This is a genomic window from Dermacoccus sp. 147Ba, from assembly GCF_004151355.1.
GTDB classification, from domain to species: Bacteria; Actinomycetota; Actinomycetes; order Actinomycetales; family Dermatophilaceae; genus Dermacoccus; species Dermacoccus abyssi.
Window position 1 is genome coordinate 365,211 of record NZ_SEHL01000003.1, and the last position, 26,876, is coordinate 392,086.

The 26,876-nt window shown below is 66.1% G+C and carries 22 protein-coding genes and 1 pseudogene; 10 read left to right on the plus strand and 13 right to left on the minus strand.

Annotated elements, in window-relative coordinates:
• The first annotated feature begins 94 nt into the window (after positions 1 to 94).
• The 4 genes from EVU97_RS06190 to EVU97_RS06205 are packed head-to-tail and all read left to right on the plus strand — an operon-like array spanning position 95 to position 4,530.
• On the plus strand, positions 95 to 1,399 hold the full coding sequence (locus EVU97_RS06190; protein ID WP_129664316.1) for an extracellular solute-binding protein: 1,305 nt from the start codon (positions 95 to 97) through the stop codon (positions 1,397 to 1,399).
• Positions 1,396 to 2,364, plus strand: a complete 969-nt coding sequence (locus tag EVU97_RS06195; protein ID WP_129664318.1) for a carbohydrate ABC transporter permease — start codon at positions 1,396 to 1,398, stop codon at positions 2,362 to 2,364. The genes EVU97_RS06190 and EVU97_RS06195 overlap by 4 nt, the downstream gene beginning before the upstream one ends.
• Complete coding sequence (locus EVU97_RS06200; RefSeq protein WP_118912221.1) at positions 2,364 to 3,230, plus strand: carbohydrate ABC transporter permease; 867 nt, start codon at positions 2,364 to 2,366, stop codon at positions 3,228 to 3,230. The genes EVU97_RS06195 and EVU97_RS06200 overlap by 1 nt, the downstream gene beginning before the upstream one ends.
• Positions 3,231 to 3,258: 28 nt before the next feature.
• Positions 3,259 to 4,530 carry an ABC transporter ATP-binding protein gene (locus EVU97_RS06205; protein WP_129664320.1) on the plus strand — a complete coding sequence of 424 codons (1,272 nt, stop codon included), beginning with the start codon at positions 3,259 to 3,261 and terminating at the stop codon, positions 4,528 to 4,530.
• A 96-nt stretch (positions 4,531 to 4,626) separates the two neighbouring features.
• Here the strand turns inward: EVU97_RS06205 and EVU97_RS06210 are convergent, their stop codons facing one another.
• The 5 genes from EVU97_RS06210 to glpX form a co-directional block, all read right to left on the minus strand.
• The gene (locus EVU97_RS06210) at positions 4,627 to 6,972 is read right to left on the minus strand and encodes a GNAT family N-acetyltransferase (protein WP_129664322.1); all 2,346 of its coding nucleotides are present in this window, start codon (positions 6,970 to 6,972) and stop codon (positions 4,627 to 4,629) included.
• Entirely contained in the window at positions 6,965 to 8,242 is a 1,278-nt protein-coding gene (locus EVU97_RS06215; RefSeq protein WP_129664324.1) for a lysine N(6)-hydroxylase/L-ornithine N(5)-oxygenase family protein, read from the minus strand. The genes EVU97_RS06210 and EVU97_RS06215 overlap by 8 nt, the downstream gene beginning before the upstream one ends.
• Complete coding sequence (locus tag EVU97_RS06220; protein WP_129664326.1) at positions 8,239 to 9,675, minus strand: aminotransferase class V-fold PLP-dependent enzyme; 1,437 nt, start codon at positions 9,673 to 9,675, stop codon at positions 8,239 to 8,241. Before EVU97_RS06220 ends, EVU97_RS06215 begins: the two co-directional genes overlap by 4 nt.
• An 85-nt stretch (positions 9,676 to 9,760) precedes the next feature.
• Positions 9,761 to 10,699, minus strand: coding sequence for a carbohydrate kinase (locus EVU97_RS06225; RefSeq protein ID WP_129664328.1), 939 nt, complete (start codon positions 10,697 to 10,699; stop codon positions 9,761 to 9,763).
• 54 nt (positions 10,700 to 10,753) lie between these two features.
• Positions 10,754 to 11,758 carry a class II fructose-bisphosphatase gene (gene glpX, locus EVU97_RS06230; RefSeq protein WP_187035857.1) on the minus strand — a complete coding sequence of 335 codons (1,005 nt, stop codon included), beginning with the start codon at positions 11,756 to 11,758 and terminating at the stop codon, positions 10,754 to 10,756.
• 116 nt (positions 11,759 to 11,874) lie between these two features.
• Here glpX and EVU97_RS06235 point away from each other — a divergent pair, with 116 nt between their 5' ends.
• Positions 11,875 to 12,468: a DUF4245 family protein gene (locus tag EVU97_RS06235; RefSeq protein ID WP_129664330.1), complete on the plus strand. Its 594-nt coding sequence runs from the start codon at positions 11,875 to 11,877 to the stop codon at positions 12,466 to 12,468.
• 63 nt (positions 12,469 to 12,531) lie between these two features.
• Here EVU97_RS06235 and EVU97_RS06240 read toward each other — a convergent pair whose 3' ends face one another.
• Positions 12,532 to 12,834: an exodeoxyribonuclease VII small subunit gene (locus tag EVU97_RS06240; protein ID WP_129664332.1), complete on the minus strand. Its 303-nt coding sequence runs from the start codon at positions 12,832 to 12,834 to the stop codon at positions 12,532 to 12,534.
• Positions 12,831 to 14,144: an exodeoxyribonuclease VII large subunit gene (xseA, locus tag EVU97_RS06245; RefSeq protein ID WP_129664334.1), complete on the minus strand. Its 1,314-nt coding sequence runs from the start codon at positions 14,142 to 14,144 to the stop codon at positions 12,831 to 12,833. Before xseA ends, EVU97_RS06240 begins: the two co-directional genes overlap by 4 nt.
• A 55-nt stretch (positions 14,145 to 14,199) precedes the next feature.
• Here xseA and EVU97_RS06250 point away from each other — a divergent pair, with 55 nt between their 5' ends.
• Both EVU97_RS06250 and EVU97_RS06255 read left to right on the plus strand, forming a co-directional pair.
• Positions 14,200 to 15,210 carry a 4-hydroxy-3-methylbut-2-enyl diphosphate reductase gene (locus tag EVU97_RS06250; protein WP_129664336.1) on the plus strand — a complete coding sequence of 337 codons (1,011 nt, stop codon included), beginning with the start codon at positions 14,200 to 14,202 and terminating at the stop codon, positions 15,208 to 15,210.
• Positions 15,211 to 15,380: 170 nt separating this feature from the next.
• Entirely contained in the window at positions 15,381 to 17,390 is a 2,010-nt protein-coding gene (locus EVU97_RS06255) for an acyltransferase family protein (protein WP_165357895.1), read from the plus strand.
• A gap of 35 nt (positions 17,391 to 17,425) precedes the next feature.
• Here EVU97_RS06255 and EVU97_RS06260 read toward each other — a convergent pair whose 3' ends face one another.
• The gene (locus EVU97_RS06260) at positions 17,426 to 18,598 is read right to left on the minus strand and encodes a DNA recombination protein RmuC (RefSeq protein WP_129664340.1); all 1,173 of its coding nucleotides are present in this window, start codon (positions 18,596 to 18,598) and stop codon (positions 17,426 to 17,428) included.
• Between the two features lie 64 nt (positions 18,599 to 18,662).
• The gene (locus EVU97_RS06265) at positions 18,663 to 19,637 is read right to left on the minus strand and encodes a DUF389 domain-containing protein (RefSeq protein ID WP_129664342.1); all 975 of its coding nucleotides are present in this window, start codon (positions 19,635 to 19,637) and stop codon (positions 18,663 to 18,665) included.
• A gap of 76 nt (positions 19,638 to 19,713) precedes the next feature.
• Between EVU97_RS06265 and ychF the strand changes: the two genes are divergently transcribed.
• Both ychF and EVU97_RS06275 read left to right on the plus strand, forming a co-directional pair.
• A complete protein-coding gene (gene ychF, locus EVU97_RS06270; RefSeq protein WP_129664344.1) occupies positions 19,714 to 20,787 on the plus strand; it encodes a redox-regulated ATPase YchF in 1,074 nt (357 codons plus the stop codon).
• Positions 20,788 to 21,316: 529 nt separating this feature from the next.
• Positions 21,317 to 22,504: a protein kinase gene (locus tag EVU97_RS06275; protein ID WP_129664346.1), complete on the plus strand. Its 1,188-nt coding sequence runs from the start codon at positions 21,317 to 21,319 to the stop codon at positions 22,502 to 22,504.
• Between the two features lie 61 nt (positions 22,505 to 22,565).
• Here EVU97_RS06275 and EVU97_RS06280 read toward each other — a convergent pair whose 3' ends face one another.
• The 4 genes and pseudogenes from EVU97_RS06280 to EVU97_RS06290 all read right to left on the minus strand — a co-directional run bounded on the left by EVU97_RS06280 (position 22,566) and on the right by EVU97_RS06290 (position 24,979).
• Positions 22,566 to 23,489, minus strand: coding sequence for a toll/interleukin-1 receptor domain-containing protein (locus tag EVU97_RS06280; protein ID WP_165357896.1), 924 nt, complete (start codon positions 23,487 to 23,489; stop codon positions 22,566 to 22,568).
• Positions 23,490 to 23,656: 167 nt separating this feature from the next.
• Positions 23,657 to 23,899 (minus strand): annotated as a pseudogene (locus EVU97_RS15355) (transposase); the annotation flags it as partial.
• 278 nt (positions 23,900 to 24,177) lie between these two features.
• Positions 24,178 to 24,324, minus strand: a complete 147-nt coding sequence (locus tag EVU97_RS14955) for a hypothetical protein (protein ID WP_165357897.1) — start codon at positions 24,322 to 24,324, stop codon at positions 24,178 to 24,180.
• 379 nt (positions 24,325 to 24,703) lie between these two features.
• The gene (locus EVU97_RS06290; RefSeq protein ID WP_240730144.1) at positions 24,704 to 24,979 is read right to left on the minus strand and encodes an EamA family transporter; all 276 of its coding nucleotides are present in this window, start codon (positions 24,977 to 24,979) and stop codon (positions 24,704 to 24,706) included.
• 542 nt (positions 24,980 to 25,521) lie between these two features.
• On the opposite strand from EVU97_RS06290, the gene EVU97_RS06295 reads away from it, so the two are divergent.
• Positions 25,522 to 26,301 (plus strand): BPL-N domain-containing protein, encoded by a 780-nt coding sequence (locus EVU97_RS06295; protein WP_129664350.1) that lies wholly within the window; start codon positions 25,522 to 25,524, stop codon positions 26,299 to 26,301.
• Positions 26,302 to 26,876 lie beyond the last annotated feature (575 nt).

The window sequence follows — 26,876 nt, forward strand, 5'->3', positions numbered from 1 at the left end:
GTAACCGTTTGGTCTCGGTGCTCACCTGACTATGGCGATCGTCACATGAGCAGGTGATCATGAAACGTCAATCATCAAGGATGGAGCGGTGTTCATGAACACATCCAAGTCTCGCCGACGGGTAGCCGTCGCAGCATCGATGGCGATGCTCGCGACGGGCGTGCTCGCCGGTTGCGGCGGGGACAGCGGCGGGGGCAGCACGCCCACGCTGACCTGGTACATCAACCCTGACGTCGGTAACTCCGACGCCAGCAAGGGTGGCCAGGCCACGTTGGCCGCTAACTGCACGAAGAACTCGGGCGGCAAGTACAAGATCAAGGTCGAACTGCTGCCGAACTCGGCCTCGGATCAGCGCACGCAGCTGCTTCGTCGTCTCGCGGCGGGTGACAGCTCCATGGACATCATGAGCGCCGACCCCGCCTTCGTCACGGAGTTCGCGGCCGCGGGTTACCTCGCGCCGATTCCGGCCGGGATGGAGAAGAACTTCACCGAGGACCGTGTGCAGAGCTCCATCGACGCCTCGATGTACAAGGGCAAGCTGACGTCGGTGCCGTTCTGGGCCAACACCCAGCTGCTCTGGTACAAGAAGTCCGTCGCCCAGAAGGCCGGCCTCGACATGAGCAAGCCCGTCACCTGGGACCAGCTCGTCAGCGCCGCGCAGAAGACGAACACCAAGGTCGGTGTCCAGGCCAAGCTCTACGAGGGCTATGCGGTGTGGATCAATGCGCTCGTCGCGGGTGCCGGTGGCAAGCTCGTCGAGAACCCCAGCGCCACGTACGAGAACATCAAGCTCGGTCTCGACTCCGAGGCGGGCAAGAAGGCCGCCACGATCATCAACAAGGTCACCACGAGCGGCGTGGGTGGCCCGGCCGTCGGCTCTTCCGACGAAACGGCCTCGCTGACGCTCTTCCAGGCACCCAACGGTGGCTTCCTCGTGAACTGGCCGTACACCTACGGCGCGTACACGGGTGACAAGAAGGACGTTGCCGCGGCGATCTACCCGCGCACGGTAGCGGACAAGGACTCCGCGCCGCCGTTCGGTGGAATCCAGCTCTCGGTCGGCAAGAACTCCAAGCACACGGACCTCGCCTACCAGGCCATCGACTGCATCACGAACCAGGAGAACACCACGGCTTACATGGTGGCCTCGGGCAACCCGAGCAGCCGCAAGAAGTCGTACGACGACGCCAAGGTGAAGGAGGCCTTCCCGAACGGGATCGCCGCCCAGATCCGCACGTCGCTCGACAAGGCCGTCCCGCGTCCGCTCTCGCCTTACTGGGGTGACATCTCCGGTGCCCTTCAGCTGAAGTTCTCGCCGCCCAGCGCCGTCAACCAGCAGACCCCGGCCACGGCTCAGAAGTACATCCTTGACGTTCTGAAGGGGAAGGCACTGCTGTGAGTTCCGCTGCTGTAGACACCAAGAAGTCGGCCGCAGCCGACTCGGGAAAGCCCAAGAAGGCGCGCCTTTCCGACCGCGCGAAGGCCGAGCGCAATCTCGGCTGGAAGCTCGCGGGCCCGGCGTTCGTCGTCATGGTTCTCGTGACGATGTACCCGATCCTCAACGCGCTGTACCTGTCGTTCTTCAAGTACCGTCTCACCGACCCGGCGGGAAAGAAGTTCGTCGGTCTGCAGAACTACGTCTCCGCTTTCAAGGACTCGCTGTTCTGGGAGGCCATGTGGACGACGCTCATCATCACGCTCGTGACGGTCGTCGTCGAGCTGATCCTCGGCTTCGCCATCGCGATGCTGATGAACAAGATCGTCATGCCGCGTCGCACGCTGCGCACCGTCGTCCTGCTGCCGTACGCGATCATCACGGTCGTCTCCGCGTTCGCGTGGAAGTTCGGCTTCGACGTCTCGACGGGCTTCGTCAACCACTGGCTGCACACGCTGTCGTTCGGTAGCTTCCCGCTCGACTACGACTGGTTCGGCGACCGCTGGAGCGCGCTGTTCGTCATCTGCCTCTCGGAGATCTGGAAGACGACGCCGTTCATGTCCCTGCTGCTCCTGACGGGCCTTGCCCAGGTCGACTCCTCCATGGAGGAGGCGGCCAAGGTCGACGGCGCCACCTGGTGGCAGCGCCTCACGAAGGTGATCCTGCCGAACATGAAGGCCGCCATCATGGTCGCCCTGCTGTTCCGCACGCTCGACGCCTTCCGCATCTTCGACAACCCGTACGTCATGACCGGCGGTGCCAACAAGACGACGTCCCTGTCGATGCTCGTCTCGCGTGAAGCCATCGACCGAGTGGAGATCGGCATGGGCTCGGCGCTCGCCGTCATCCTCTTCCTCTGCGTGCTCATCATCGCGGCGATCTTCGTCAAGGGCTTCAAGGTCGACCTGGCCGCTGGGAGGAACAACTGATGGATACCAACGTCTCCAACAAGGCCAAGTGGGGAATGCTCGGCTTCGCCATTCCCGTCATGATCTGGACGCTGCTGCCGCTCGTGTGGATCTTCGCCCTGTCGCTCAAGAGCGACAAGGCCCTGACCGACACGACGGGCAAGGAGAACACCTTCGGTAACTTCTTCCCGACGAACCCGAGCTTCGAGAACTACGAGCTGATCCTCAAGGGCGGTGCGTCCGACCTGTTCATGCCGGCGCTGCGCAACTCGATCATCGTCTCGCTGCTCGCCACGGTCATCTCGGTCATCCTTGCGACGTTCTGTGCGTACGCGATCGCCCGCCTGGACTTCCCGGGCAAGAAGGTCATCCTCACGATGGCCCTCGCGGTCTCGTTCTTCCCGGTCATCGCCATGGTGACGCCGCTGTTCAACATGTGGCGTCAGATCGGCCTGTTCGACACGATCCCCGGCCTCGTCATTCCGTACCTCGCGCTGACGCTGCCGCTGTCGATCTGGACGCTCTCGGCGTTCTTCCAGCAGATCCCGTGGGAGATGGAGCAGGCGGCTCAGGTCGACGGCGCCTCCTCGTGGGAAGCGTTCCGCAAGGTCATCGCTCCGCTGGCCGGCCCGGGCGTCTTCACGACGGCGATCATCACGTTCTTCACGGCGTGGAACGACTTCGTCTTCGCCATCTCGCTGACCTCCGGCAACGCCCGCACGGTTCCCGCCGCGCTGAGCTTCTTCACCGGTGCCAGCCAGTTCACGCAGCCGACCGGCGCCATCGCCGCGGCGGCCGTCATCGTGACGATCCCCGTCATCATCCTCGTCCTGATCTTCCAGCGTCGGATCGTCTCCGGCCTCACGTCTGGCGCCGTCAAGGGCTGACGCCCGGCCCTCTTAGGAGAGACAAAAAATGTCAAGCATTCAGCTCAAGAACATCATCAAGAAGTACGGCGACGGCTTCCCGGCCGTGAACGACGTCAGCCTCGACATCGCCGACGGCGAGTTCATGATCCTCGTCGGTCCGTCCGGCTGTGGTAAGTCCACCCTGCTGCGCATGGTCGTCGGCCTCGAGGACATCACCTCCGGTGACCTCGAGATCAACGGCAAGCGCGTCAACGACCTGGCCCCGCGCGACCGCAACCTCGCGATGGTGTTCCAGAACTACGCCCTCTACCCGCACCTGACGGTCTTCGAGAACATCGCGTTCCCGCTGCGCCTTTCGAAGGGCACGCACTCCGAGGACGAGATCCAGCGCAAGGTGCGCGAGGCGAGCAAGATGCTCGAGCTCGACGACCACCTCGACCGCAAGCCGGGCAACCTCTCCGGTGGTCAGCGTCAGCGAGTCGCCATGGGCCGCGCCATCGTCCGTGAGGCCGACGCGTTCCTCTTCGATGAGCCGCTGTCGAACCTCGACGCCAAGCTGCGTGGCCAGATGCGTACCGAGATCGCTCGCATGCAGCGTCGCCTCGGCATCACGACGATCTACGTCACCCACGACCAGACCGAGGCCATGACGCTGGGTGACCGCGTCGCCGTCCTCAAGAAGGGCGTCCTGCAGCAGTGCGCGAGCCCGCGTGAGCTGTACGAACAGCCCGTCAACCTCTTCGTCGCCGGCTTCATCGGCTCCCCGCCGATGAACTTCGTCCCGGCTCGCGTCGAAGGCGACCAGCTGCGTCTGCCCTTCGTCTCGGTTCCGATGACGCCGCAGCTCGCTGCCGACGTCAAGGGCAAGGACGTCGTCATCGTCGGTATCCGCCCCGAGTACATCAAGGACGCCGAGGTCAACCCGGTCTCCGGCGGTGCCACGTTCCGTGCGCTCGTCGACCAGACGGAGTGGCTGGGTAACGAGCAGTACGCCTACATCCCCTTTGAGCAGGACTCGTCGGTCCAGGGCCACCTCGACAACCTCGAGAAGGAGCTCGACGGCGAAGGCGCTCGCAGCCAGATCGTCGTCAACCTCGACGCTCGCTCGCAGATCTTCGAGGGTGACGAGGTCGAGTTCGCGTTCGACCCGGCACACATGCACGTGTTCGACCCGGAGTCGGGTCACAACTACACGCGCAACGAGGAGAAGGCAGCTCGCATCGCCGAGGCCTCGGAGAAGCAGCGCAAGGCTGCTCTCAAGCGTGCGCAGGAGCGTGACGCCAAGGGCGCCATCTCGCGTGGCAACGACGTCGCCTGAGTGGTGAACGCGGATCGCCTGATCCCCTGACGAGGGCCGCATCCTCCCGAAAGGGAGGGTGCGGCCCTCGTCAGGTTCGGACGCAGCTCGAGGCGGTCAGCTCGCGATCGGGTTGGCGATCTCGCCGGTCTTGATGAGCGAACCGACGGTGTCGTCGAGGCTCACCATCTCGAGCGGGTTGCGCAACTGGAGACGGTTGAGGCAGCTGCGGGCGAACGACGGCGCCCGCAGAGGCAGCGATGTGGCGTGCTTGGGGTGCTCCCGCTCGTAGTCGCCGATGACGTCGCTCACCTCATCCCAGAACTCGTCCTCGGTGAGCAGGCCGTCCTCGACGAAGACCGGAGCGAGGAACCGCAGGAAGCCGTCGAAGACGTCGGTGAAGAGCCCGAGCGCGATGTCGTCGCTGCTCGCCTCGACGACGATGCGCCGGATCTCCTCGGGAAGCGCGGCAACGCGTTCGGGTGAGGACCCGTCGTCCATGAGGCCGACCTCCTCGCCGATGTCCTTGAGGAAGGCGCCGACGACGCGGTGATCGCGAAGACGCAAGATGATGTTCTCGCCGTGCGGGATGAACGCCAGTCGGCGCGCCGACAGCATGTGCACGACCGGCAGGACGTACGCGTCGAGGTATCCACGCAGCCACTCGCGTGCCTTGAGGCCCGACGCTTCGACGAGTTCGGTGACGAACGCCCGCCCGTGCGGATCGCGGTGGAGCAGCGCCGCCATCGTCATGGCCTGCTCGCCCTCGGGGGTGCGGGAGGCAGCGGACTCGCGCCACAGCCCGGCGATCATCTTCGTCTGCGGGCCGGTGAGGTTCTCTCGGTGGAAGACGTCGCCGGTGTAGCCGATGGCGGCGAACTCGGTGAGGACGTCGAAACCGGCTGCTTCGAGCGTGGCGTCATGGCGGACGATGCTCGCGACGTAGTCGTTGATCGCAGGCGTCGCGCGCATGTAGGCGGGTGACAGCCCACGGACGAACCCCATGTTGCGCACTGCCAGGGCAGTCTTCACGTAGGGACGGGCCGGGTCGTCGACGTTCGTCCAGGTTCGGATCGACTGGCAGGCGCGGTGGTTGTCCGTGTCCTCGCCGAGCAGGACGATGCGCCGACGCGCCACGTCCTCGGCGAAGGTCGTCCGGACCCGCTCGCTCCACTGCCACGGGTGCAAAGGCATGACCCGGTGGGTGCTCGGCTCCACGCCAACCTCCCGCATGCGCTCCTGCAGACGCTCGTACTGCGCGTCACCGAGCGCGAGACGGTAAACGCGCTCCTCGTCGAGCTGATCGCTGTGCGACAGGTGTGAGACGTCCTTCGGTACGGCAGCCCACAGCGGCCGCACGTCGGCGCCGGTTTCGGGGGAGTAGGCCGCGAGGTCGTCGGCGGAGAAGCCGATCCGCCCGTTCGTCGCGACGAAGCACGGGTGGCCCTCGGCCATGGCCGCCTCGACGTCGTGTGCGGGGGCATCGAGCAGGTCCGCGCTCGTCGGACGCGACGGGTCGCTCGTGCGCACGCGGTGAGCGACGGTTGAGGAGAGTTCCTCGAGATAGGTGGTGAGCAGGTCTCCGTCGAGGCTCAGAGCGTCGCGCAGGTCGAGGACGAGCGTCGTGGCGCTCGCCGGGCCGATGCGCCCGTCGAGGGTGCGGCGTTCGATGCTGCGCGGGTCGACGTGCCAGTGCTCGAGCGCGTAGCGCCGCGCGCGGAAGTACCAGTCGACGGCTTGCCGGTCGTCACTCGCGGGGATGCGCAGTGCGTAGGCGCCGGATTCGAGCGGCTCTGGAGTGATGAGCAGCTCGTGGGCGAACTCGCCGATCGCCTTGGCCGTGACGAGGCGTTCGGCTTCGTCCCACGCACGGTTCGTCGGGGAGCACGCGCGGGTGAACGCGTCGCGGGTGCAGACGCTGAACGCAGCCCGCTTGTCGGGAAGCTGAACGTCGGCCACGCGCTCGAACCCGACTTCGGCGTTCTTCGCGTGGACGGCGGTGTTGCGCACATCGGGCTCGACGACGATGCGGTCGGCGCCGCGGGAGAAGCAGAACCCGACGACGGCTTCCATGACGGCGCTCGTCAGGCCGCGGCGTGTTTCACCCTCCGGCGGGGCGACGAGCAGGTGCATGCCGAGGTCACCGTCACGCACATCGGCGCCGACTGCCGGGTCGGAGAGGGGGTGGTGTGCGGGATCGTACGTCTCGACGAGAACGATCGGCATGCCGTCGATCTCTCCGATCCAGGCGTCCTCGTGCGGGGATTCGGCGGTGCGGCGGTAACCGGCAGCAACGTCGTCACGCGTGGCCTCCTGCATGTCCCAGAAGTGCGAGCGCGGGTGAGTCAGCCAGCTGTGCACGAGCGGGACGTCCCGCTCGACGTCGAGTGGCCTGAAGTCGACGTCCTGGGCGCGGACGCTCTTGCCGGCGTGGCGGTTGGGGCTGGTCTGGGTGTCAGTCATGGAGCGGACCGAACGTCTGGAACGCGATGCGCTCTTCGACGCGGTATGCCTCCCTTCCGAGGATGCGGTTGAGGATGACGCTGTTGCGGTGGGCACCCATGCCGAGGTCGGGCGCGGTGAGCGAGTGGGTGTGCTCCTCCCCGTTCTGGACGAAGATGCGCCCGCGGCCGTCGTCGAGCGTGAAGTCGCGGGTGACGGCGGGGCGACCCCGCTCGTCGAGCTGTACGTTCGGCAGGCCCTCGACGAGGGAGCCAACACGGGAGGCGTAGCCCGTGGCCGCGACGATGCGCTCGCTCGTGAGCGTCGAGGTCTCGTCGGTGTCGAGGTGGCGAAGCTGAAGGAGCTGGCCGTCCGCTGTCGTCTCGGCGGCGACGACCTCCTGTGCGGTGCCGAGCCGGGCCGGCACGCGTCCGTGCAGCGACGCCTCGTAGAGCGTGTCGTAGATGGCGTCGATGAGGTCACCGCTGATGCCCTTGAACAGGTTGCGCTGATCGCGCCCCAGAGCGTCACGACGAGCGCTGGGCAACGCGTGGAAGTGGTCGACGTAGTCGGGCGACGTCATCTCCAGCGTGAGCTTCGTGTACTCCATCGGGAAGAAGCGCGGAGACCGTGTCACCCACGTGAGGTCGCCGGGAGCGTCCTCACCGCGCCGCACGAGCAGGTCGTGGAAGACCTCCGCGGCACTCTGGCCACTGCCGACGATGGTGACGCGTTCTGTTTCGGCGAGCTCGTCGCGGTGGTCGAGATACTCGGCGGTGTGAATCACGCCGTCGAGGTCGGCCAGTGATTCCGGCACGTGCGGCGCGGTGCCGACACCGAGGACGAGATGCCTTCCGTAGCGGGTGACCTGAGTGCCGTCGGCGAGAGTGCAACGGGCCTCGAAGGCGTCGCGTCCTTCGTCGTAGGTCACGCGATCGACGTGGTGCCCGAACTCGACGGACTCGAGCTCGCTCGCGACCCAACGGCAGTAGGCGTCGTACTCGGCGCGCAGCGGGTAGAACGACTCACGGATGTAGAAGGGGTAGAGCCGCTCGTGGTGCTTGAGGTAGTTGAGGAACGACCAGCGCGACGTGGGGTCGGCCATCGTCACGAGATCGGCCATGAACGCAACCTGGATCGTGGCGCCCTCGAGCATCATGCCGGGGTGCCAGGAGAACTCGTCGCGTGCCTCGAGGACGGCGACGTCGAGGTCAAGTGGTTCCGCAAGGGCCGCGAGGCCGAGGTTGAACGGTCCGCAGCCGACCGCGAGGACGTCGTGAACCGTGCTCATGCGCTCACCTCCGCACTCAGGTCACCGGCCAGGAGGTGGCCGGTGCGCACGACGTCGTCGAACGTCGCGCGCAGATCGGCCGCGTCGGCCATCGGGTTGAGCAGCGTGAGCTTGAGCCACGTCTCACCGCCCCAGCGGGTGCGGGCGATGACCGTGCGGCCCTCCATGAAGAGGGTCTCGCGGATGGCGTCATTGACGTCGTCGCGCTGTTCGAGGTCGACGGCCGTGAAGCGGAAGAGCAGCATGTGGGTCGACGGGCGCTCGAAGACCTCGAGATCGGGCATTGCCTCCGCGATCGTGTGGGCCTCCTGCGCGAGGTCGAGCGAGGCGTCCAGCCACGATCCGATGGCGTCGGCGCCGTGGGTGCGCAACGTGATCCACGGCTTGAGCGCATCGAAGCGACGCGACGTGGCGAGGCTCTTGTCGACGAGGTTTGGCACACGCGCGTGCTCGGGGTTGAGGTAGTCGGCATTCGTGCGCGAGTGCGCGAACATGCGGCGGTCCCGCACGAGCAGGGCGCTCGCGGCCACGGGCTGGTACCACGTCTTGTGGAAGTCGACCGTGACCGAATCAGCGCCACCGATCCCGTCGAGCAGCGAGGAGTGGCGGCTCGACGTCACGAGCGCGCCACCGACGGCGGCATCGACGTGCAGCCACAGCCCGCGGCCGTGCGTGATCTGTGCCAGCGCGGCGAGCGGGTCGACGGCCCCGCGGTCGGTCGTCCCCGCAGTGGCAGAGACGGCCATGACCGTGAGGCCAGCTTCCTCGGCGTCGTCGATGGCGCTCTCCACGCCGTCGGGGCGCAGACGGCCGCGCTCGTCGGTGGGGCAGTGGACGACGGCGTCGGCTGCGAGGCCGAGGGTTCGGGCGGCCTTCGTCACGCTGAAGTGGGCCTCGGGTGAGGTGAGGATGCGTAGCGCGTCGAGGGGAGTGCCGTCGGCGGTGGAGTGTTCCCGAGCGAGCAGGAGCGCCTGGAGGTTCGACGCCGTGCCGCCGCTCGTGAAGACGCCGTCGGCGAGATCGCCGAGTCCGAGTCGGCCGGCCAGCCACTCGAGCAGATGCGTCTCGATGTGGGTGGCAGCGAGGCTCTGATCCCACGTGTCCACCGACGTGTTGACGCTCGAGGCGATGACGTCGGCCGCGATGGCGGCCGTGGCGACGGGGCAGTTGAGGTGGGCTTGGTAGCGGGCGTCGTGGAACCACACCGCGTGCTCGAGGAAGAGGTCGCGTGATTCCTCCAGTGCCGAACTCAGCTCACCGAGGGGGCGATCGAGGTCGACCTGGCGGACGACGGAGCGCAGGTGAGCCGGTGGCCGCGGTGTGGCCGGGTGGTTCGCCGAGGCCACGGCGTCGGCAACGACGGCCCCTGCTTCGCTGATCGCCTGCTCGTACTCGGGCAAGCTCTTGCCGCTGAAGAGTGCGTTGGGACGCACGGCACCTCCTGAATTAGTTAGGTAAGGCGAACCTAACTAAACCAAAGGGTGGAATGCATCCGTGGGAGGCGCGGGGTGAGAAGTCTCACGACTCGTCGGCGACGACCTCATGGCGGTGAGGTGGGTTCGAACCGGCGCGCGTCACCGTCGTGGCCGAGGTGAGGAGGGCGCGCTCGAGGGCGGGGCGCACGTCGTCGGCCTGCGCCATCTCGAGGCGGCTACGGGCTTCCGCGCCACCCAGCAGGCCGGCGTCGAGGAGGCCGGAGATGAGACCGGACATGAACGAGTCGCCGGCGCCGACCGTATCGGTGACCTCGACGGAGTGGCCCGCGAACTCGAGCTCCTCGCCGTTGCCCACGACGACGAAGGCGCCGTCGCCACCGCGCGTGATGACGACGAGTCGCGGGCCGAGTTCGGCCCAACCGTGCGCGATCTTTCGCAGGCTACGGTCCGGGTAGATCCACTGTGCGTCCTCGTCGGACGACTTCACGACGTCGATGTGGTGGAGGAACTCCTCGACGCGAACCCGCTCGTCCTCGGGGGACTTCATGAGGGAGGGCCGCACGTTCGGGTCGAACGACGTCGTCGCGGCGCTGCGCGCAGCCTTGAGCGCGTCGAGAACGGAAGCGGCCCCCGGGTCGAGAGAGGCGCCGATCGAGCCGGTGTGGAGGTGTTCGGCGTCGTGCGGAATGCCGGTGACTGGAGGCCACTCGATGGCGAACTCGTACTCTGCGGCACCGTCCTCGCCGAGCGTGGCCTGGGCCGTCGAGGTCGACTCGAGGTCGAAGCTCGACATCGTGACGTCGACGCCCTCGTCCGTGAGCAGGTCACGGATGCGCTCGCCACGTGCGTCGTTGCCCAGGTGCGTGGCAAGCACGGCGGTGTGCCCCAGCCGAGCGAGGCCCACGGCGACGTTGAGCGGGCTGCCGCCGACGTGCTCGGTCACGTCACCGTCGAGTGCGTGGACGACGTCGATGAGTGCCTCGCCGATGACGAGCGTGGTGCGGGTGTTCGGCTGGGACATGCGGCTCCTCGTGGGGGCGTGAACCCCCACGAGGGCGCGGGGGACGGGTCGTGCTTACTGGTACTGCTCGGAGGCGTACTCGGCCACCTTGCTCAGGCGGTGTTCGCCCTCGATGGCTCGTACGGTACCGCTCTTGCTGCGCATGACGAGGGAGCTGGTCGTGCAGCCGTCCTCGCGGTAGCGCACGCCGCGCAGCAGTTCGCCGTCGGTGACGCCGGTGGCGACGAAGAAGCAGTTGTCGCCGCGCACGAGGTCGTGCGTCGTGAGAACGCGGTTGGTGTCGTGGCCGGCGTCGAGAGCGCGCTGCTTCTCCTCGTCGTCCTTCGGGGCGAGACGGCCCTGGATGACGCCGCCGATGCACTTGATCGCGCAGGCGGCGATGATGCCCTCGGGGGTGCCGCCGGTGCCCAAGAGCAGGTCGACGCCGGTGTTCGGGCGTGCGGCCATGATGGCGCCGGCGACGTCACCGTCGGAGATGAACTTGATGCGGGCGCCGGCGTCACGGATCTCCTGGGCAAGGCCCTCGTGGCGCGGGCGGTCGAGCAGGACGACGGTGACGCCGTTGTTCGAGGTGCCCTTGGCCTTCGCGATGCGCCGGATGTTCTCGGCGACAGGCAGGCGGATGTCGACGACGTCCGCAGCCTCGGGGCCGGTGGCGAGCTTGTCCATGTAGAACACGGCGCTCGGGTCGTACATGGAGCCACGCTCGCTCACAGCGAGCACGGAGACGGCGTTCGGCATGCCCTTGGCAGTGAGCGTGGTGCCGTCGATCGGGTCGACGGCGACGTCGACGTCCGGGCCCGTACCGTCCCCGACGCGCTCGCCGTTGAACAGCATCGGCGCCTCGTCCTTCTCGCCCTCACCGATGACGACGGTGCCGTTCATGCTCACCGTCGAGATGAGCGTGCGCATGGCCTCGACGGCGGCACCGTCGGCTGCGTTCTTGTCGCCGCGGCCCACCCACGGGCCGGCGGCCATCGCGGCGGCCTCCGTGACGCGCACGAGTTCGAGCGCGAGGTTGCGGTCGGGGATCTGATAGGTCGGCAGGGACGTGGTCACGTCGATGTCTCCTCGGGGTTGGAACGACGGCGTCGAACGGCTCGGCATCGCACCGCCGTGAGCGCTCGGACGGACCCGGTTCGCTCCGACGGGGCATTGTCGGAGACCATAGGGGCGTGAGCACGCCCCCCGAAACCGCCACGAACGACAACCCGACACCCCAGCCGCCGAAGCGGCGTGGGATGCAGGGCAATGCCAAGAGCATGGTCCTGTCCATGATCGCCTGTATCGCGGGGTGTTTGGTGCTTTTGGCCCTGATTCCTCGTCAGGGTGCGACGAAACTCGCCACGGTCGACGCGGCAGGCGTGGCCGGGCAGGTCTCGCAGTCGAAGAAGTGGGACGTCGCTGTTGCCGACGGCCTCGGTTCGCCCTGGCGTCCCGTCCACGCGGCGATGATCCCCGGCGACAAGGAGAACCCGGAGCGTTGGCGCGCCGGATACCAGGGTGCGGGCGAGGACTACCTCTCGATCCAGCAGCGCAAGGACGGTGGCGCGGCGTGGTTCGCGAAGGTCGCCAAGGGCACGAACTCCGGTGAGCTCAAGGCTGGAGGTGCCACGTGGCGCAAGGTCGAGATGGACGGCGACCAGAAGGCGCTCGTGCGCACGACGCCGCTGGCGGGCCTCGACACCGTCGTCACCGGCAAGGGCACGTGGAATCAGCTCGAGCAGGTCGCGAAGTCGGCCAAGCCCATCAGCGCCGTCACGAAGTGACGCTGTGGCTCGGCCGTCGTCGGTCGAGCTGAATCTCGGAACTCCGACGCCCGGCCGGTCAGCTCACTTCTGCTCGGCGTCATCCTCACCGTCGCGGCCCTCGCGCCGCGCCACGGCGTCCTCGATGCGTGACTGTGCACCGTCGAGCCACGTCGAGCAGTGATCGGCGAGAGCCTCGCCGCGTTCCCACAGGCGCATGCTCTCCTCGAGTGGGGTGCGGCCACTCTCCAGCGTGGACACGATGGACGCGAGTTCGTCGCGCGCCTGCTCGTAGCCCATCTGGGCGATGTCGCTCGTGTCGACGGCCGTCAGCGTCGAGGCGTTGGTGCCGGTCGCTTCGCCTGCGTTCTGTGTGTCGTCGCTCATGCGTCGTCTCCTCGTGTCTTTCGGGCGGCGTTCGTCTTCTTCTTCGGCGTGGGCGCCTTCGAGTCTCGCGTCGGGGTTGCCGACACCGGGGTGGCGGCGAAGTTGCCGTCGGCCACCGTCACCTTGAGCAGGTCGTTGGCGCTGACGCTCTCACGCGAGGTGACGAGGGTGCCGTCGACCTGCTGGACGACGGCGTACCCACGATCGAGCGTGCGTTGCGGTGAGAGCGCGACGACCTGCGCACGGGCGTGAGCGACTTGGTCGTGGGCGCGCGAGAGGCGTTGGCGCAGGGCGTAGGCGCTGCGGTTCGTCATGCGGTCGAGGTCGTCACGTCGGTCGGCGACGAGCGAACTCGGGTCGGCCAACGCCGGCCGGGAAACGAGGGCGTTGAGGTGGCGCCGTTCGGCGGCGAAGCGCCCGCGCAGCCCCTGGCTGAGGCGCACCCGCGCCTCACGCAGCGACGAGCTCTCGAGGGCCAGGTCCGGCACGATGCTCTTGCCCGCGTCCGTGGGCGTCGACGCGCGCAGGTCGGCCACGTGGTCGAGCAAGGGCGTGTCGACGTCGTGGCCGATGGCACTGACGATCGGCGTGCGGGCTGCGGCGACGACGCGCACGAGGGCTTCGTTGCTGAACGGCAGGAGGTCTTCGAAGGAGCCGCCGCCGCGCGCGACGACGATCACGTCGACGTCGTCGATCTCGTCGAGTTCGCGGATGGCACCGCCGACCTGCTGCACCGTGTCGGGGCCCTGGACGGCGACCTGCCGAATCTCGAAGCGTGCTGCGGGCCATCGTCTGCGAGCGTTCTCGACGACGTCGTTCTCTGCGGCACCCGCTCGGCCGGTGACCAGCCCGATGCGGCGGGGGAGGAACGGAAGGGCCTTCTTGCGGTCGCGGTCGAAGATGCCTTCGGCTGCCAGCGTTCGCTTGAGTTGCTCGAGACGGAGCAGCAGTTCGCCCTCGCCGACGGGACGCATGACGCGACCCTCGAGCATGAGTTGGCCACGTTTCGTCCAGAACGTCTGTTTCGCGTGGACGACGACTCGCGCCCCCTCGCGCACGAGCGGCCCCATCGCGTTGAGCGTGTTCGTCGGGACGGTGAGCGACAGGGACATGTCGACGTCGGCATCACGCAGGGTGAGGTAGGCGGTGCGGGCGCGCACGTTGAGCTGGACGATCTGGCCCTCGACCCACAGCGGCGACATGCGATCGACGTACTCGGCGATCTTCATGCTCAGCACGCGCACGGGCCACGGCGATTCGGCGCTCGTGTCACCCGCCAGCTGAGGAAGGTGTGGGGGAACGTTCGTCACCCCGCCCACTGTAGGCGTCAAGGCGGCACACAGCGCGGGTCGTTACCATGGGGGTGTGGAAACTCAGACGAAGCGTGTCCTGCTGGCCGCCCCGCGCGGGTACTGCGCGGGCGTCGACCGTGCCGTGATCACCGTCGAGAAGGCTCTCGACCTCTACGGCCCGCCGGTGTACGTGCGTAAGGAGATCGTCCACAACAAGCACGTCGTGACGACGCTCGAACGTCGCGGCGCGATCTTCGTCGACGAGACCGACGAGGTGCCCGAGGGCGCCACCGTCGTCTTCTCGGCGCACGGTGTGGCCCCCGTCGTTCACGACGAGGCCAAGGCGCTGTCACTCAAGACGATCGATGCCACGTGCCCGCTCGTGACGAAGGTGCACCGCGAGGCCATCCGGTTTGCGGATGCCGATTACGACATCCTCCTCATCGGGCACGAGGGGCACGAAGAGGTCATCGGTACTTCCGGCGAGGCGCCCGAGCACATCACCCTCGTCGACGGCCCCGACGACGTGAAGAACGTCGAGGTTCGCGACCCGGAGCGCGTGGTGTGGCTGTCGCAGACCACGCTTTCCGTGGACGAGACGATGGAGACGGTGCGCCGTCTGCGCGAGAAGTTCCCGAAACTGCAGGATCCGCCGAGCGACGACATCTGCTACGCCACGCAGAACCGTCAGCTCGCGGTCAAGGAGATGGCGGCGGACACCGACCTCATGATCGTCGTCGGCTCGCGTAACTCGTCGAACTCGGTGCGTCTCGTCGAGGTGGCGCTCGAGCACGGTGCCAAGGACGGTCACCTCGTCGACTACGCCGCTGAGATCGACCCGGCGTGGCTCGACGGCGTCGGCACGGTCGGCGTCACCTCCGGAGCGTCGGTTCCCGAGATCCTCGTGCGCGAAGTTCTCGAGTTCCTCGCCGAGCGCGGTTATGAGGACGTCAAGCCGATCATCTCGGCCGAGGAATCGCTGACGTTCGCACTGCCGATGGAACTGCGCCGCGACCTCAAGGCGCGCGGACTTCCGGACGGCGCCAAGGTCGTCGGTCAGGGTGTTGTCGCAGACCTTCACTGACCTCGCGGCGTAAGACGATTCTTGGCTCACCCCCGCGGGTGAGCGTTGTCAAATCGTGACCGGAATGCCCCGGAATTTCAGGGGGCATTAAGAGTCCTTTCTTATGGTCGGACCACGCGGTGGGCGGGGAACTCCACCGTGGTGAGTCGATCATTGAAGTGAGGACGCCGGTGCCACGGCCCACAGACGCGCGCGCTGCTTATTACCCGGGGTTGGACGGCCTGCGTGCCATTGCCGTCGCCCTCGTCATCGCCTACCACGTGGGTGTGCCACACATGAGTGGTGGCCTGCTGGGCGTGGGTGTGTTCTTCACCCTCAGCGGGTACCTCATCACGTCGCTGCTCATCAGTTCGTGGCAGCGCAAGGGCAGCCTGGGGCTGAAGACGTTCTGGATCCGTCGTGCCCGCCGACTTCTGCCGGCCGTCGTGCTCCTGCTCGTCGTCGTCATGATCGCGGTTGCGTTGCTCACGCCCGACAAACTCGGTGAGCGAACGAGAGAGGCGCTCGCGGCTCTTTTCTATGTGGCGAACTGGCGCACGATCCTCGAGGGTGACACGTACTTCAACCGCTTCGAGGGGCCCTCGCCGCTGGAGCACCTGTGGTCGCTGTCGGTGGAAGAGCAGTTCTACGTCCTGTGGCCGCTGCTTCTGCTCGGTCTCCTCACGGTGTTCAAGGGGCGTTTCAAGCAGGTCGCCGGTGTGACGTTCGCGCTCGGGCTCGTCTCGATGATCCTGCTCGCCGTCGTCGCGCCGACGGGCAACGCCGACGCCACACGGGCCTACGAGGGCACGGACACCCGTGCCGGCGGGCTCTTGTGGGGTGCTGCCCTGGCCTTCCTGTGGCACCCGAGCGTCGCCGAGCGTTTCGCGAGTGCTGCTCATCGCGCGGGCGTGGCCCTCATCGGCGCCCTAGGTCTCGTCGGCATCGGCCTGCTCGCGGCGTTCACGACGGAGACGTCCCCCTTCATCTACCGCGGTGGCATCGCGCTGCTCACGATCGCGACGTGCATGGTGCTCTTCGCCGCGGCACACCCGAACAACGTCATCGCGAAGGTGCTGTCGGTGCAGCCGTTGCGCTGGCTCGGTGAGCGTACGTACGGCATCTACCTGTGGCACATGCCGGTTGCGGCGTTTCTGCCCGAGCGTTCGTTCTACGGCAACACCCTCCTGCGAGGCACGATCGTCGTCGTGTTGACGCTTGTCATCGCGTCGCTGTCCTGGGTCGTGGTCGAGGACCCGATCCGTCGTTACGGGCTCGTCGGGGCGTGGAAGCGCGGCACAGCGCCGATGCGTGCAGGTGCGAGCCGACGTGTGCTGCCGCCGTTCATCGTCGGTGGTGGGGCTCTGACGGCGCTCTCCGTCGGCGCGATGGCGGCGGTCGGCAACCTGCCGCAGATGTCGGTCAAGGAGATCGCGGCGAAGCAGAATGCGGACTCGCAGAAGAAGGCGGCGAAGAAGGCCGCTGCGGCTCCTGCCGTTGCCTACCCGCAACCGGGGAAGCCGCTCAAGACGTCCTGCGAGAAGGTTATGCACATCGGTGACTCGTCGTCGCTCGGGCTCGAGGACGGTGCCTCGACCAACATCACCGATCCGGCCAAACGCATCCGCGCGCGCTACCAGGGCGTTGGGGTGACGACGGTGCTCGAGGACATCAAGGGCGGCCGCAACATCATCGAGCACTTCGGTAGCGACACGAACGGCAAGGAGGCCGTGGCGCAGCACGTGCGAGAGGGCTTCGACGGCTGCTGGGTCCTCGCGCTCGGCATGAACGATGCCGCGACGATGGCGAAGGGCGAGTCGCCGTTCACGGCCGACATGCGCGTCGATGCGCTGCTCAAGCAGATACCGAAGAACGCCAAGGTGCTGTGGGTGACGTCGGTGACGCAGGCCTGGGTGAACAACCCGCTGTACGCCAACAAGAACATGGCGGCGTTCAACGAGAAGGTCGTGGCGGCCACGAAGCGCTACCCGAACCTGCGCGTTTACGACTGGGCGTCGGAAGCCCTGCCGCACCCCGAGTGGTTCCTGCAGGATGATGCGAACCACAACAACGGAACGGGGTCGTCAGCCAAGGCGCGGGGCATTGCTCGGGCGCTCGCGGTGGCGTACCCGAAGGGTGGCGACCCGATCGGCGTGTCGACGGTGTACGCCGATAAGCCGAAGGCGGCCGCAGCCAGGTAGTCGGCTGTTCTCGTCTCGTCGTTCGCCGCCCGGCCTCAGGCTCGGCGGCGTTCGTCGTCCTCGGGGTCGTCGTAGATCGCCTCGAGGAGCGATTCGTGGGTGAGCGGACGCGGCACCGAGGTGAGGGGGGTGACCTCGGGCGCCGGTGCGGTGGCGAGGTCGAGCTCGTGCATGCGGCGCGACGTCACGAGGACGCGAGATTCGAGGGAACCGACGAAGAGGTTGTAGGCCTCGACGCTGCGGCGCAGTGAGCCGCCGAGGTCGTGGGTGTGCTTGGCGAGGGTGCCGATGCGCTCGTGGAGTTCGCGACCGAGCGTGAGGAGTTCGCGGGCGTTGTCCTCGACGGTGGCGTGCTGCCACAGCACGGCCACGCTGCGCATCGTGGCGAGCAGGGTGCTCGGGGAGGCGAGGACGACGCGCCGCTCCATGGCGCTCTCGAGCAGGCCAGGTGAGGCGTTGAGCGCAGCGGCGAGCATGGCATCGCCGGGCACGAACGCGATGACGAAGTCGGGGGAGGTGGCCACGGCGCTCCAGTAGCGCTTCGACGCGAGAGTGTCGACATGCCCCGCGAGGGCCTTGCCGTGGCGTTTGAGGGCTGCGGCGCGCAGGGCGTCGTCGGTGTCCGTGGCCTGCGCCTCGAGGAACGCGCTCATGGGTGCCTTGGCGTCGATGACGAGCTGGCGGTTGCCGGGCAGGTGGACGACGACGTCCGGGCGCACGGGGCGGCCTTCGTCGTTGTGTCCGCGCCACTGCTCGTCGAAGTCGCAACGGTTGAGCATGCCGGCGAGTTCGAGGATGCGGCGCAACTGCGCCTCGCCCCACTGCCCGCGCACGCTCGAGGCGTTGAGCGAGCCGGCGAGCGACGACGTCTCGCGCCGCAACAGCTCCGTGCTGGCTCGCACGTCCTTGAGCGCGACGTCGACGTGGCTGTACTGCTCCACGCGGTCACGTTCGAGCGTTGCCACCTGGTGTTCGACACGGGCCAGGGTGTCGCGCAGCGGCAGCAGCGCGGCGGCCGTCTGGGCGTCGTCGCTCACGGTGGCTTCGAGGTCGACGACGCGTTCGCGCAGCACATCACGCTCGGCACTGACGGCAGCGAGGTCGTCGCGTGCGCGCCCCGCGGTGACCAGCGCGGTGAGGCGCCAGGCGACGATGGCGCCGAGCGTCAGCCCGAGGGCGAACAGGGCGACGGCGAGAAGCGGGGACATGCCCTCACGATGGCATGGGCCACCGACAACCGCGGAACGACGGGGATTTCGGTGGCCCCGCGCGTCAGCGGTGTGCGCGGTTGAAGTGCCGCTGCGTCAGGGTGAATCGGCTCTCCTCGCCGAGCTGGCGCCACACGAGGCGCTCGACCACGAGCGTCACGACGCCGGCAATGAGCATGCCTGCGATGTTGAGGCCGAGTTGTGCCAGCGAGCCGCGGATCTCCTGCCAGTCCCAGATCGCGAGGCCGAGCGCCACGTTGCCGGCGGCGGGCACCGTCGTCACGCTGATGAAGACGCCGACCATGGCACTCGACTTGTCGATGGCCATGGCGAGCACCCCGGCCGCGCCCGCGAGAAGAGCGACGATGAACGACCACTTGTCCGGCCGCCAGATGAAGTTCGTCTGCGGTCGCTCGCGCGTCACCATGTCGGCGTCGAAGAGCCCGACGTGGAGGCCGACCCACGCGAGCGCCGTGATGACGGCGATGGCGGCGCAGAAGGTCCAGACGAGAAGCGCGAACGAGCGGCCGGCGAGGTGCCACTCACGCATCGCGAGGCCGACGCACGTGGCTGCGACCGCGGCGAACTCGGGGCCCACGACCATCGCTCCGACGACGAGCACCGACGAGTCGGTGAGAACTGCGATCGAGGCGAGAGCCGTGGCGATGACGAGGAACGCCAGGTAGTTGACGGTGATGTGGCTTGCGCCCTTCGCCCGCTCGACGAGGAGGCGCCAGATGACGGCGTCGTCGGGGTCGCCGTGGGCCGCACGCTCCACCGATGAGGCGCGCTGGAACGGGGTGGCGAGGGGCTCGCTGAGGACGATGCCGCCGGAGTCGCCGAGACCCATGTCGGTGAGGTCGTCGATGACGAAACTGACGGCCTCGCGGGCGACGTCGGCCTCGATGAGGTCGCCTACGGGCTTGAGTACCGCACCGGGGGAGACAGTGACGTTGGTGACGGCCTCGTCATCGACGAGGCGGGTGCGAACCTGCGACGACAGTGTGCTCGGCACGGTGAGGCGCAGGTGCATCAGCATGCGCTCACGATACGGCGGCCGCAGGGTACGCCCGGCGAATAGGTCGACCGATGGTCGGTCGGTAGAATCGTCGATCGTGGCACTCACCATCGGAATCGTCGGTCTCCCCAACGTCGGCAAGTCGACGATGTTCAACGCACTGACGAAGAACAACGTCCTCGCAGCCAACTACCCGTTCGCAACGATCGAGCCGAACGTCGGCGTCGTCCCGTTGCCGGACCCGCGCCTCAAGGTGCTCGCGGGCATCTTCGGCTCGCAGGCGATCCTGCCGGCGACGGTGTCGTTCGTCGACATCGCGGGCATCGTCAAGGGCGCCTCGGAGGGTGAGGGCCTGGGCAACAAGTTCCTCGCGAACATCCGTGAGGCCGACGCGATCTGCCAGGTCGTGCGTGCGTTCGTCGACGACGACGTCCACCATGTCGACGGCAAGGTCTCGCCGAGTTCGGATCTGGAGACGATCAACACCGAGCTGATCCTCGCCGACCTGCAGACGCTGGAGAAGGCGGTGCCGCGTCTGGAGAAGGAAGTCAAGGGCAAGAAGACCGAGAAGTCGGTCTACGAGGCTGCCCTGGCCGCGCAGAAGGTGCTCGAGGAGGGCAAGACGCTCAGCTCGGTCGGTTTCGACACGAGCGAGATCCGCGAGCTCGGACTGCTGACGGCGAAACCGTTCATCTACGTGTTCAACGTCGACGAGTCGCAGCTGACGGACGAGGCGTTCCAGGCCGAGATGCAGCAGCTCGTCGCGCCGGCCGAGGCGATCTTCCTCAACGCGCAGCTCGAGTCGGAGGTCGCCGAGCTCGACGAGGACGAGGCGAAGGAGCTGCTCGAGTCGGTCGGAATCACCGAGCCGGGCCTGGAGCAGCTCGCGCACAAGGGTTTCAACACGCTCGGGCTGCAGACGTATCTGACGGCCGGGCCGAAGGAGACGCGCGCCTGGACGATCCGCAAGGGCTGGACGGCCCCGCAGGCCGCGGGCGTCATCCACACCGACTTCCAGAAGGGCTTCATCAAGGCCGAGATCATCAGCTTCGACGACCTCGTCGAGTGCGGATCCGTTGCCGAAGCCCGCGCCAGGGGTAAGGCCCGCATGGAGGGCAAGGACTACGTCATGGCCGACGGGGACGTGGTCGAGTTCCGCTTCAACGTCTAAAAAAGCGCGTCTGACCAGGGGTTTTGCCTTCGCAGTTTCCGACCTGGCTCGGCGGACGAGTTCCGATCGACCATCAGTTGCTAAGCATTTGCCCCGCTGACCGGGGACTTTGGTCGGCCTCTGCGGGGCTCTCGCAGGGGCCGGCTGCCTTCCTTCGGGTGTGCGAGCGGAGCAGGCAGGCGGCCTCGAAGGGCCTGTTCTGGGGGCAAGTTCTAATTGTTCGGCGGGCGATTGCTCGGCACGAGCGCTGACTCATAAATCGCCCTGACTCAAAAGTTGGTTGCCCGGGAGGTCGAACTTCTTCGGCAGGCGGGCCATCCTTCAGGACGCAAACGCCGGAGGCCGCAGATGGACGTGGGGCCACGAGTGGTTGCGGGCGAATGACTGAGAGGCTCTCGACGGCGAGAGCAAGCCGTGACCGGGCCTGGATGCCATAGTAGTCAGGTCGCACCGGCTTCAGTGACTCCTCGGGATACGCCGCATGGAGCAGCTTGGGAAGTCTGTCATAGGTCATCGATAGCCTCGAGGTATGAAGACCATGGAGCAGGAGCGGGTGGAGCGCTTTGAGCGCACGTTCTATGAGAGAGACATCGACTCGACCTACCTCGAGTTATACCGCCGGGAGCAGGTCCTGCCCCGCGCCTTCGCCTACATCCACGCTGGCCTCGACGCCGAGTTCAAGCACATGAACTACAAGGCCCGTGGCGGCAGCAGCGGACACTTCAATGCTGACAACTCGAGGAACTTGCTAGGTCTCATCGACCTTTTGACAGAAGCCCGCACGTTACTCAACAAGGCCGGTCACTCCCTTACCATGACTCCCGAGTACCAGCGGGTCATCGAGAACGCGCCGGCATGGCTCGTTGATAGTGGAGGGAGCCCCATCCCAGAAGGCTTCACTCCCGTCGAGGTCGAAAGCTACGCGCCAGTCTTCAGCCTCGGTGACCAAGCCGTATCAGTGTCCGATTCCCACATCGTGAAGCTGACGCCCATCGGCGAGGGTGCCTTCGCTTTGGTCCATCGGTTCACTGATCCGAACTACGGCATGACCTTGGCAAGGAAGAAGCTCAAACCCGGTGCTGATGATCGGGAGAAGGAGCGCTTCCGCCGCGAGTTCGAGCTGATGAAGGAGCTTCAGTTCCCGTACGTCCTTGAGGTCTACAACTTCAAGGAGTCGGACTGGACGTACACCATGGAACACTGCGACACCTCGCTGGAGGACTACATCGCAAAACGCAACAACCAGCCAGGCTTCGGCCCGACCACCCGCAAGCGAATCGCGCTGCAGTTCCTCTACGGCCTCAACTTCATCCACTCCAAGGGGCACTTCCACCGGGATCTGAGCACCAGGAACGTCCTGCTCCGCACCTTCGGCGGTTCAGCCGTGCTGGTTAAGCTGTCCGACTTCGGCCTGGCCAAGCTCAAAGGGTCCGAGTTCACGACGACGGAGACCGAACTCAAGGGTACGAAGATCGATCCAGCTCTCGGCTCGTTCAAGGACTTCGGTGCTGTCCATGACATCTTCGCGGCTGGCTTCGTACTGCTGTACATCTTCACTGGGCGGAAAAACATCGGGCGGAACGATGCAACTCCGATCGAGCAGATCATCCACAAATGCGTCGATTCTCAGCCTGGCCGGCGCTACCAGTCGGTGATGGAGCTGATCGCTGACGTTGAGGCACTGGACACGACCGTGACTGGTGAAGCCCCGGCGTAGATTCCACCCTTCATACCGGCAACCGACGGCGATACGAGCTTCTTTGTATGCGGAGTGACTGTCAGGACGATTCGACGACTCTCCAGCGAAAGTCGACGAAGGGCGGAACGTATTGACTGCCGCTGGTGTCCTCTTGCTGTACCCGGAGGATTTCGACGACGGCCAGTCGCCCGTGCGCATTCATGAGAACGACGCTGTGGCCAACCTGTGGAGCGACAGACCGTCCGGGTGTGAGGTGCTGCGCGAGATCGGCGTCGTCGACGTCGTTGCCTCGGATCAGGCCGACGGACTTGATTGGGTCCTTGTACACGTACACCGAGTCGTACGAGCGTCCGCTGATATGGAGCGCGAACTCAGAGGCTCCACAGCCCCAATGGAACCTGTTACCGGGCGCGTCTTCGTACATGAAGTGCGTCTCGCCGACGAGATTTGGACTTCTCCATTGGGCTGGGGAACTGCGCAGTTCCTGCCGCTCGAGCCGTGTGGCTCGCTCACGTAGAGTCGCGATAGGCGTAGCGCTGTCGCGGTTGGCCGGCAGCCCTGCGACCCAGCGCCACAGATCCTCGATCTGCCCTGCCCCGGGGAACTCCTGCTGGCTGCCGGGGGAGTGATTGAAGTCGAAGCCCTTGGGCATCCGTTCGCCGAGCCATGCTGGCAGGGCGCACGAGGCGTTGTCGACGAAGAGGGTGGAGAGCCAGGCAGGGGCGCGGTCCTCGTAGACCTCGGCTATCCAGCGGCTCTCTTTGCCCACACCCGACTCGGGCTTGGTGTCGGCTCGTTCGACGTAGTTGTGGTCCACGACTAGCAGAACGTGCTCGCAGTCCGTGACTCGGCGCATGAATCCGTTCAGGTCGTCGCCGTAGTCGACGTCGGCATCGATCAGGACGTCGAACCCGAGTGCCGTGAGCTGCGCAGCGAGCAGGCGCACCCACTCGCGGTGCCCCTCCGACGTCCAGGCGTACGAGATGAACAGGTCTGCGCCCATAGATATCCTCATTCCGGTCGGCTGAGTGCTGCTCTCACGTGAGCAGCTGTCATCAGGAGACTACGGTCGGCGAGGGACAAACTGGGGCCATGGCCAGATTCGGCACCGTGTTGGCGGCACCGGCAGCGACCGGTTGGCGTGGAGCAGGGCCTCGACTACCTCATTCACTAGGGCAGGTCTCGTTCCGCCAGAGCGCGAGTGATCTCGTCCCACTGGGAGCTCGCCACCAGTTGGTTGTGCCGGCGTAAAGCGGTCTGCCATGACCCGAACTCTGCTGGGAGCTCGCGCCACGGGATACCAGTGCGGGTCTTGTAAAGAGCCGCGTCGACGATCTTGCGTACGTCAGTGCGTGGCCGCCCGCGGAGAGGGCCCTCTTCTGTGTGAACGATGTGCTTGATCCAGCTCCATTGCTCATCTGTGAGTCGTTGATAGTCAGACTGGAGGCCCTCGGTGACGCTGCTGTCGTCGCCATCCGTCGCCTGGTCCCAGGTTCACGGTTCCTCGCGACGCGGACGACGTCGTCCCGGAACTCCTGGGGATAGGAAGCAGGCATGGTACACATCCATCCCTGCAACGCTCTCCAGCGCCACAGATCATGTGACACCTACACGTGCGTCTGTCCCTATGGCTATGGTGATCGCTTCTATGTCGTACCAAAAACGAAAGTAGTAGCTCGTTGGGGGATCCCTCAGCGGGCATTCATTCGGGCAGGGCTTACGTACGCCAGGAACTTGAGCCCCACCACCCACCGCGCCTTCAGCTCGTCGTTGACGAATTCTTCGCCTTCCGGTGCGCGTACCATGCTGACCCGACGCTCGTGCAGGGCGATAACCATCCCCGATTCCTCCATGCCGAGGATCGCAAGCGACCGCGCGAGCGGGAGATTTCTTCCTCGACTGACCTCAGTGCAGTCTTCAGTAAACGGTTCGCGTTCGCCAGGAGGGAATCCTGCAGTGCGATGACGTGAGAGGTAGAGAGGACATCGGGGAGGTGCTACTTGCGTGTCATCCGTACAGTCTGACGCAGCCCAGCGACACCGTTCGGCGGCGCGTGAACGCCACGAGCGGAGACGTTATTTGGCTACGGAACGCGGTGGAATTTCGTTTCGCCATCTAACCCCTCCACGGACCTTATTGGGCCGGACCCAGTGATTTCATCCCGGTACTGGGGCGCATCTCCAGGTCTTACCCGATGTCTATCTCAGGCTGACTGATTCAAGCTTCCTGACGTATCGGGAGCTCGCGCGAACGTGACGGTTCGGCGGCACACTCCTGTGTCGCAGGTGCGAGCGAGAGGACCAGAAGCGAGGCGCAGATGCCCGCGAGACCAGCCCATCCGATGGCGGGGAGGCGCTCACCGACGAGGACCACGGCCAGGAGGGCGGCGATCGAGGGTTCAGCGAGCGTGAGCGTTGTCTCGGCGCTTGGAGTGACGCGCGTGAGGCCATACCCGAAGAGCAGATAGCCCAGGAGCATCGGGACCAGTGCCATGTAGATCCCGACCATCATCGGTTGGGCGGAAGCGTTGCGCCGGTCAGCAGGAGTACAGGCATGAGGGCAATGCCGTCCAGGTCGACGACAGCGCCCATCGCGGCGGCGCGCCCGACGCCGGGATTCATGAGGCGGTGAGGCGCCGCCGAGAGTCCCTGTCGATGGGCTTGAAAGGGCGGTCCCGGTGGAAGGAGCGGGTCGTTGGATGGGTAGCCGCAAAAGCTCGAATTGCGCTGGGCCTACAAGGACGTGGCGCTTATCCCCACGACCGCCAACCGGTACGCGTACTCGTGGGCCGAACCCAAGGACCCGGGCTACTGCGAGCCCCACATCCTCGTGTGCGAAGAGACGGTCACCGCTCCCCGGCGTCGAAACTGGACCTGCAGACGAACTTTGAGCCAGCCGACCAGGCTGCGAGACGATCCAATGTCACCCATCCGAGCAGCAGCCCGTGACTTCGGGGCGCATTCAACGATCAGAGGCCAGGAGCAGGCTGCACCGGTCGCTTCGGGCAGTGGATCAAGCCCACCTAGCATTGAAGTATGGGTACGTTCGAATCACCTGCTGGACGGTCGCGCCGGTCGGTCCTCGCGGGGCTGCTGACGGTCCCTTTCGCTGGGCTAGCGAACGGATGTGCACCCATCAGCAGGAACGACGACGAGACTTCGGATGCGCGGATCGCCCTCCTGTACCGCGGACCGGCGGGGTGCGCAGGATGCTCGGAAACTCTTGCTGAGCGACTGTCGCAATCACCGCTTGGTATGGACGTTGCGTTTATCGGCCCGCACGAAGAATTCCCTCTCGAATCAAGTGCCCTTTCTGGAGTCGCTCTCTACGCTCAGCCGGGCGGTGGAGACGATATTCGTGCCGCTGCCCAGAGTTTTCCTGCGGATTTCATCCGCGGGGTGAGTGACTTTGTGGCTACCGGCGGTAGCTACCTCGGCATCTGCATGGGTGCATATCTTGCAGGGAGCGAGGGCTTCGGCTTTTTCAGTGAATCCGTCGAGGGGGAGGTGGGCGTTCCCGACTTCCCTGTGAAAGATAGTGCGGATGATGTGGTGGCAGTCACGTGGGGCGACACGTTGCGATGGACCTACTTCCAAGAGGGCGCGCGGTTGCCTGTAGACGGCGCTGAGGCCTACGCCCATTACGAGACAGGCGACCTTGCCGCCGCGTGTTATCGGTTTGGCGATGGCAGTGTGGGCTTGATTGGCCCTCATCCGGAGGCGGACGCAACCTGGTTCGAGGACGCCGATCTCTCTGATCGAGACGGCGACGACTGGCGATATGCGCTCCCGCTCGTCAAACGGATTCTCAGTTGACCGTCGGGACGGCCAAGTGCGACACAATTGGCCCAGGGGGGAGCAACAAAGCCCACTCTTGTCCTCCGAAGGCTCACTCCTCGCACCACGGAATAGCTCTCCGGCCGGCCAGCGACCGGCAACTCCTTGCGCTTCTCGAACCGAGAATTGCCGCGTTCCTGACAAGACTTTTAAGACTGAGCAACTACCAATGCTGTCATGCACTCCAGCTGCGAAACGCCGTCGAATTTAGGACGGGTCTCACGTCTTGAGGTAGGAAGTGATCAGGGACGCGCACGACGCGAACGAGACAACGAAGACGAACGACTTCGAGCTGACACGCCTCCGCGCGGCCCTGCCCGAGTACTTTGACAAGGACGGTGGCTTCAGGCTCGACCGCCTTCAGGACGCGCTCAGTTCGACCGATGTCTCGATGACCCGCGAGGCTACGACCTCGAGTCCCTCGCGAAGTCCTACGCCAAGTACCTGACCTCGACGCGGACCGAGACGGTTATGGTGCCGGGGTGCCTGACCTTGAGCACAACGCCGACGCGACGAACGCTGAGTCGGAGAATCTGTACATCGTCGGGGACAAT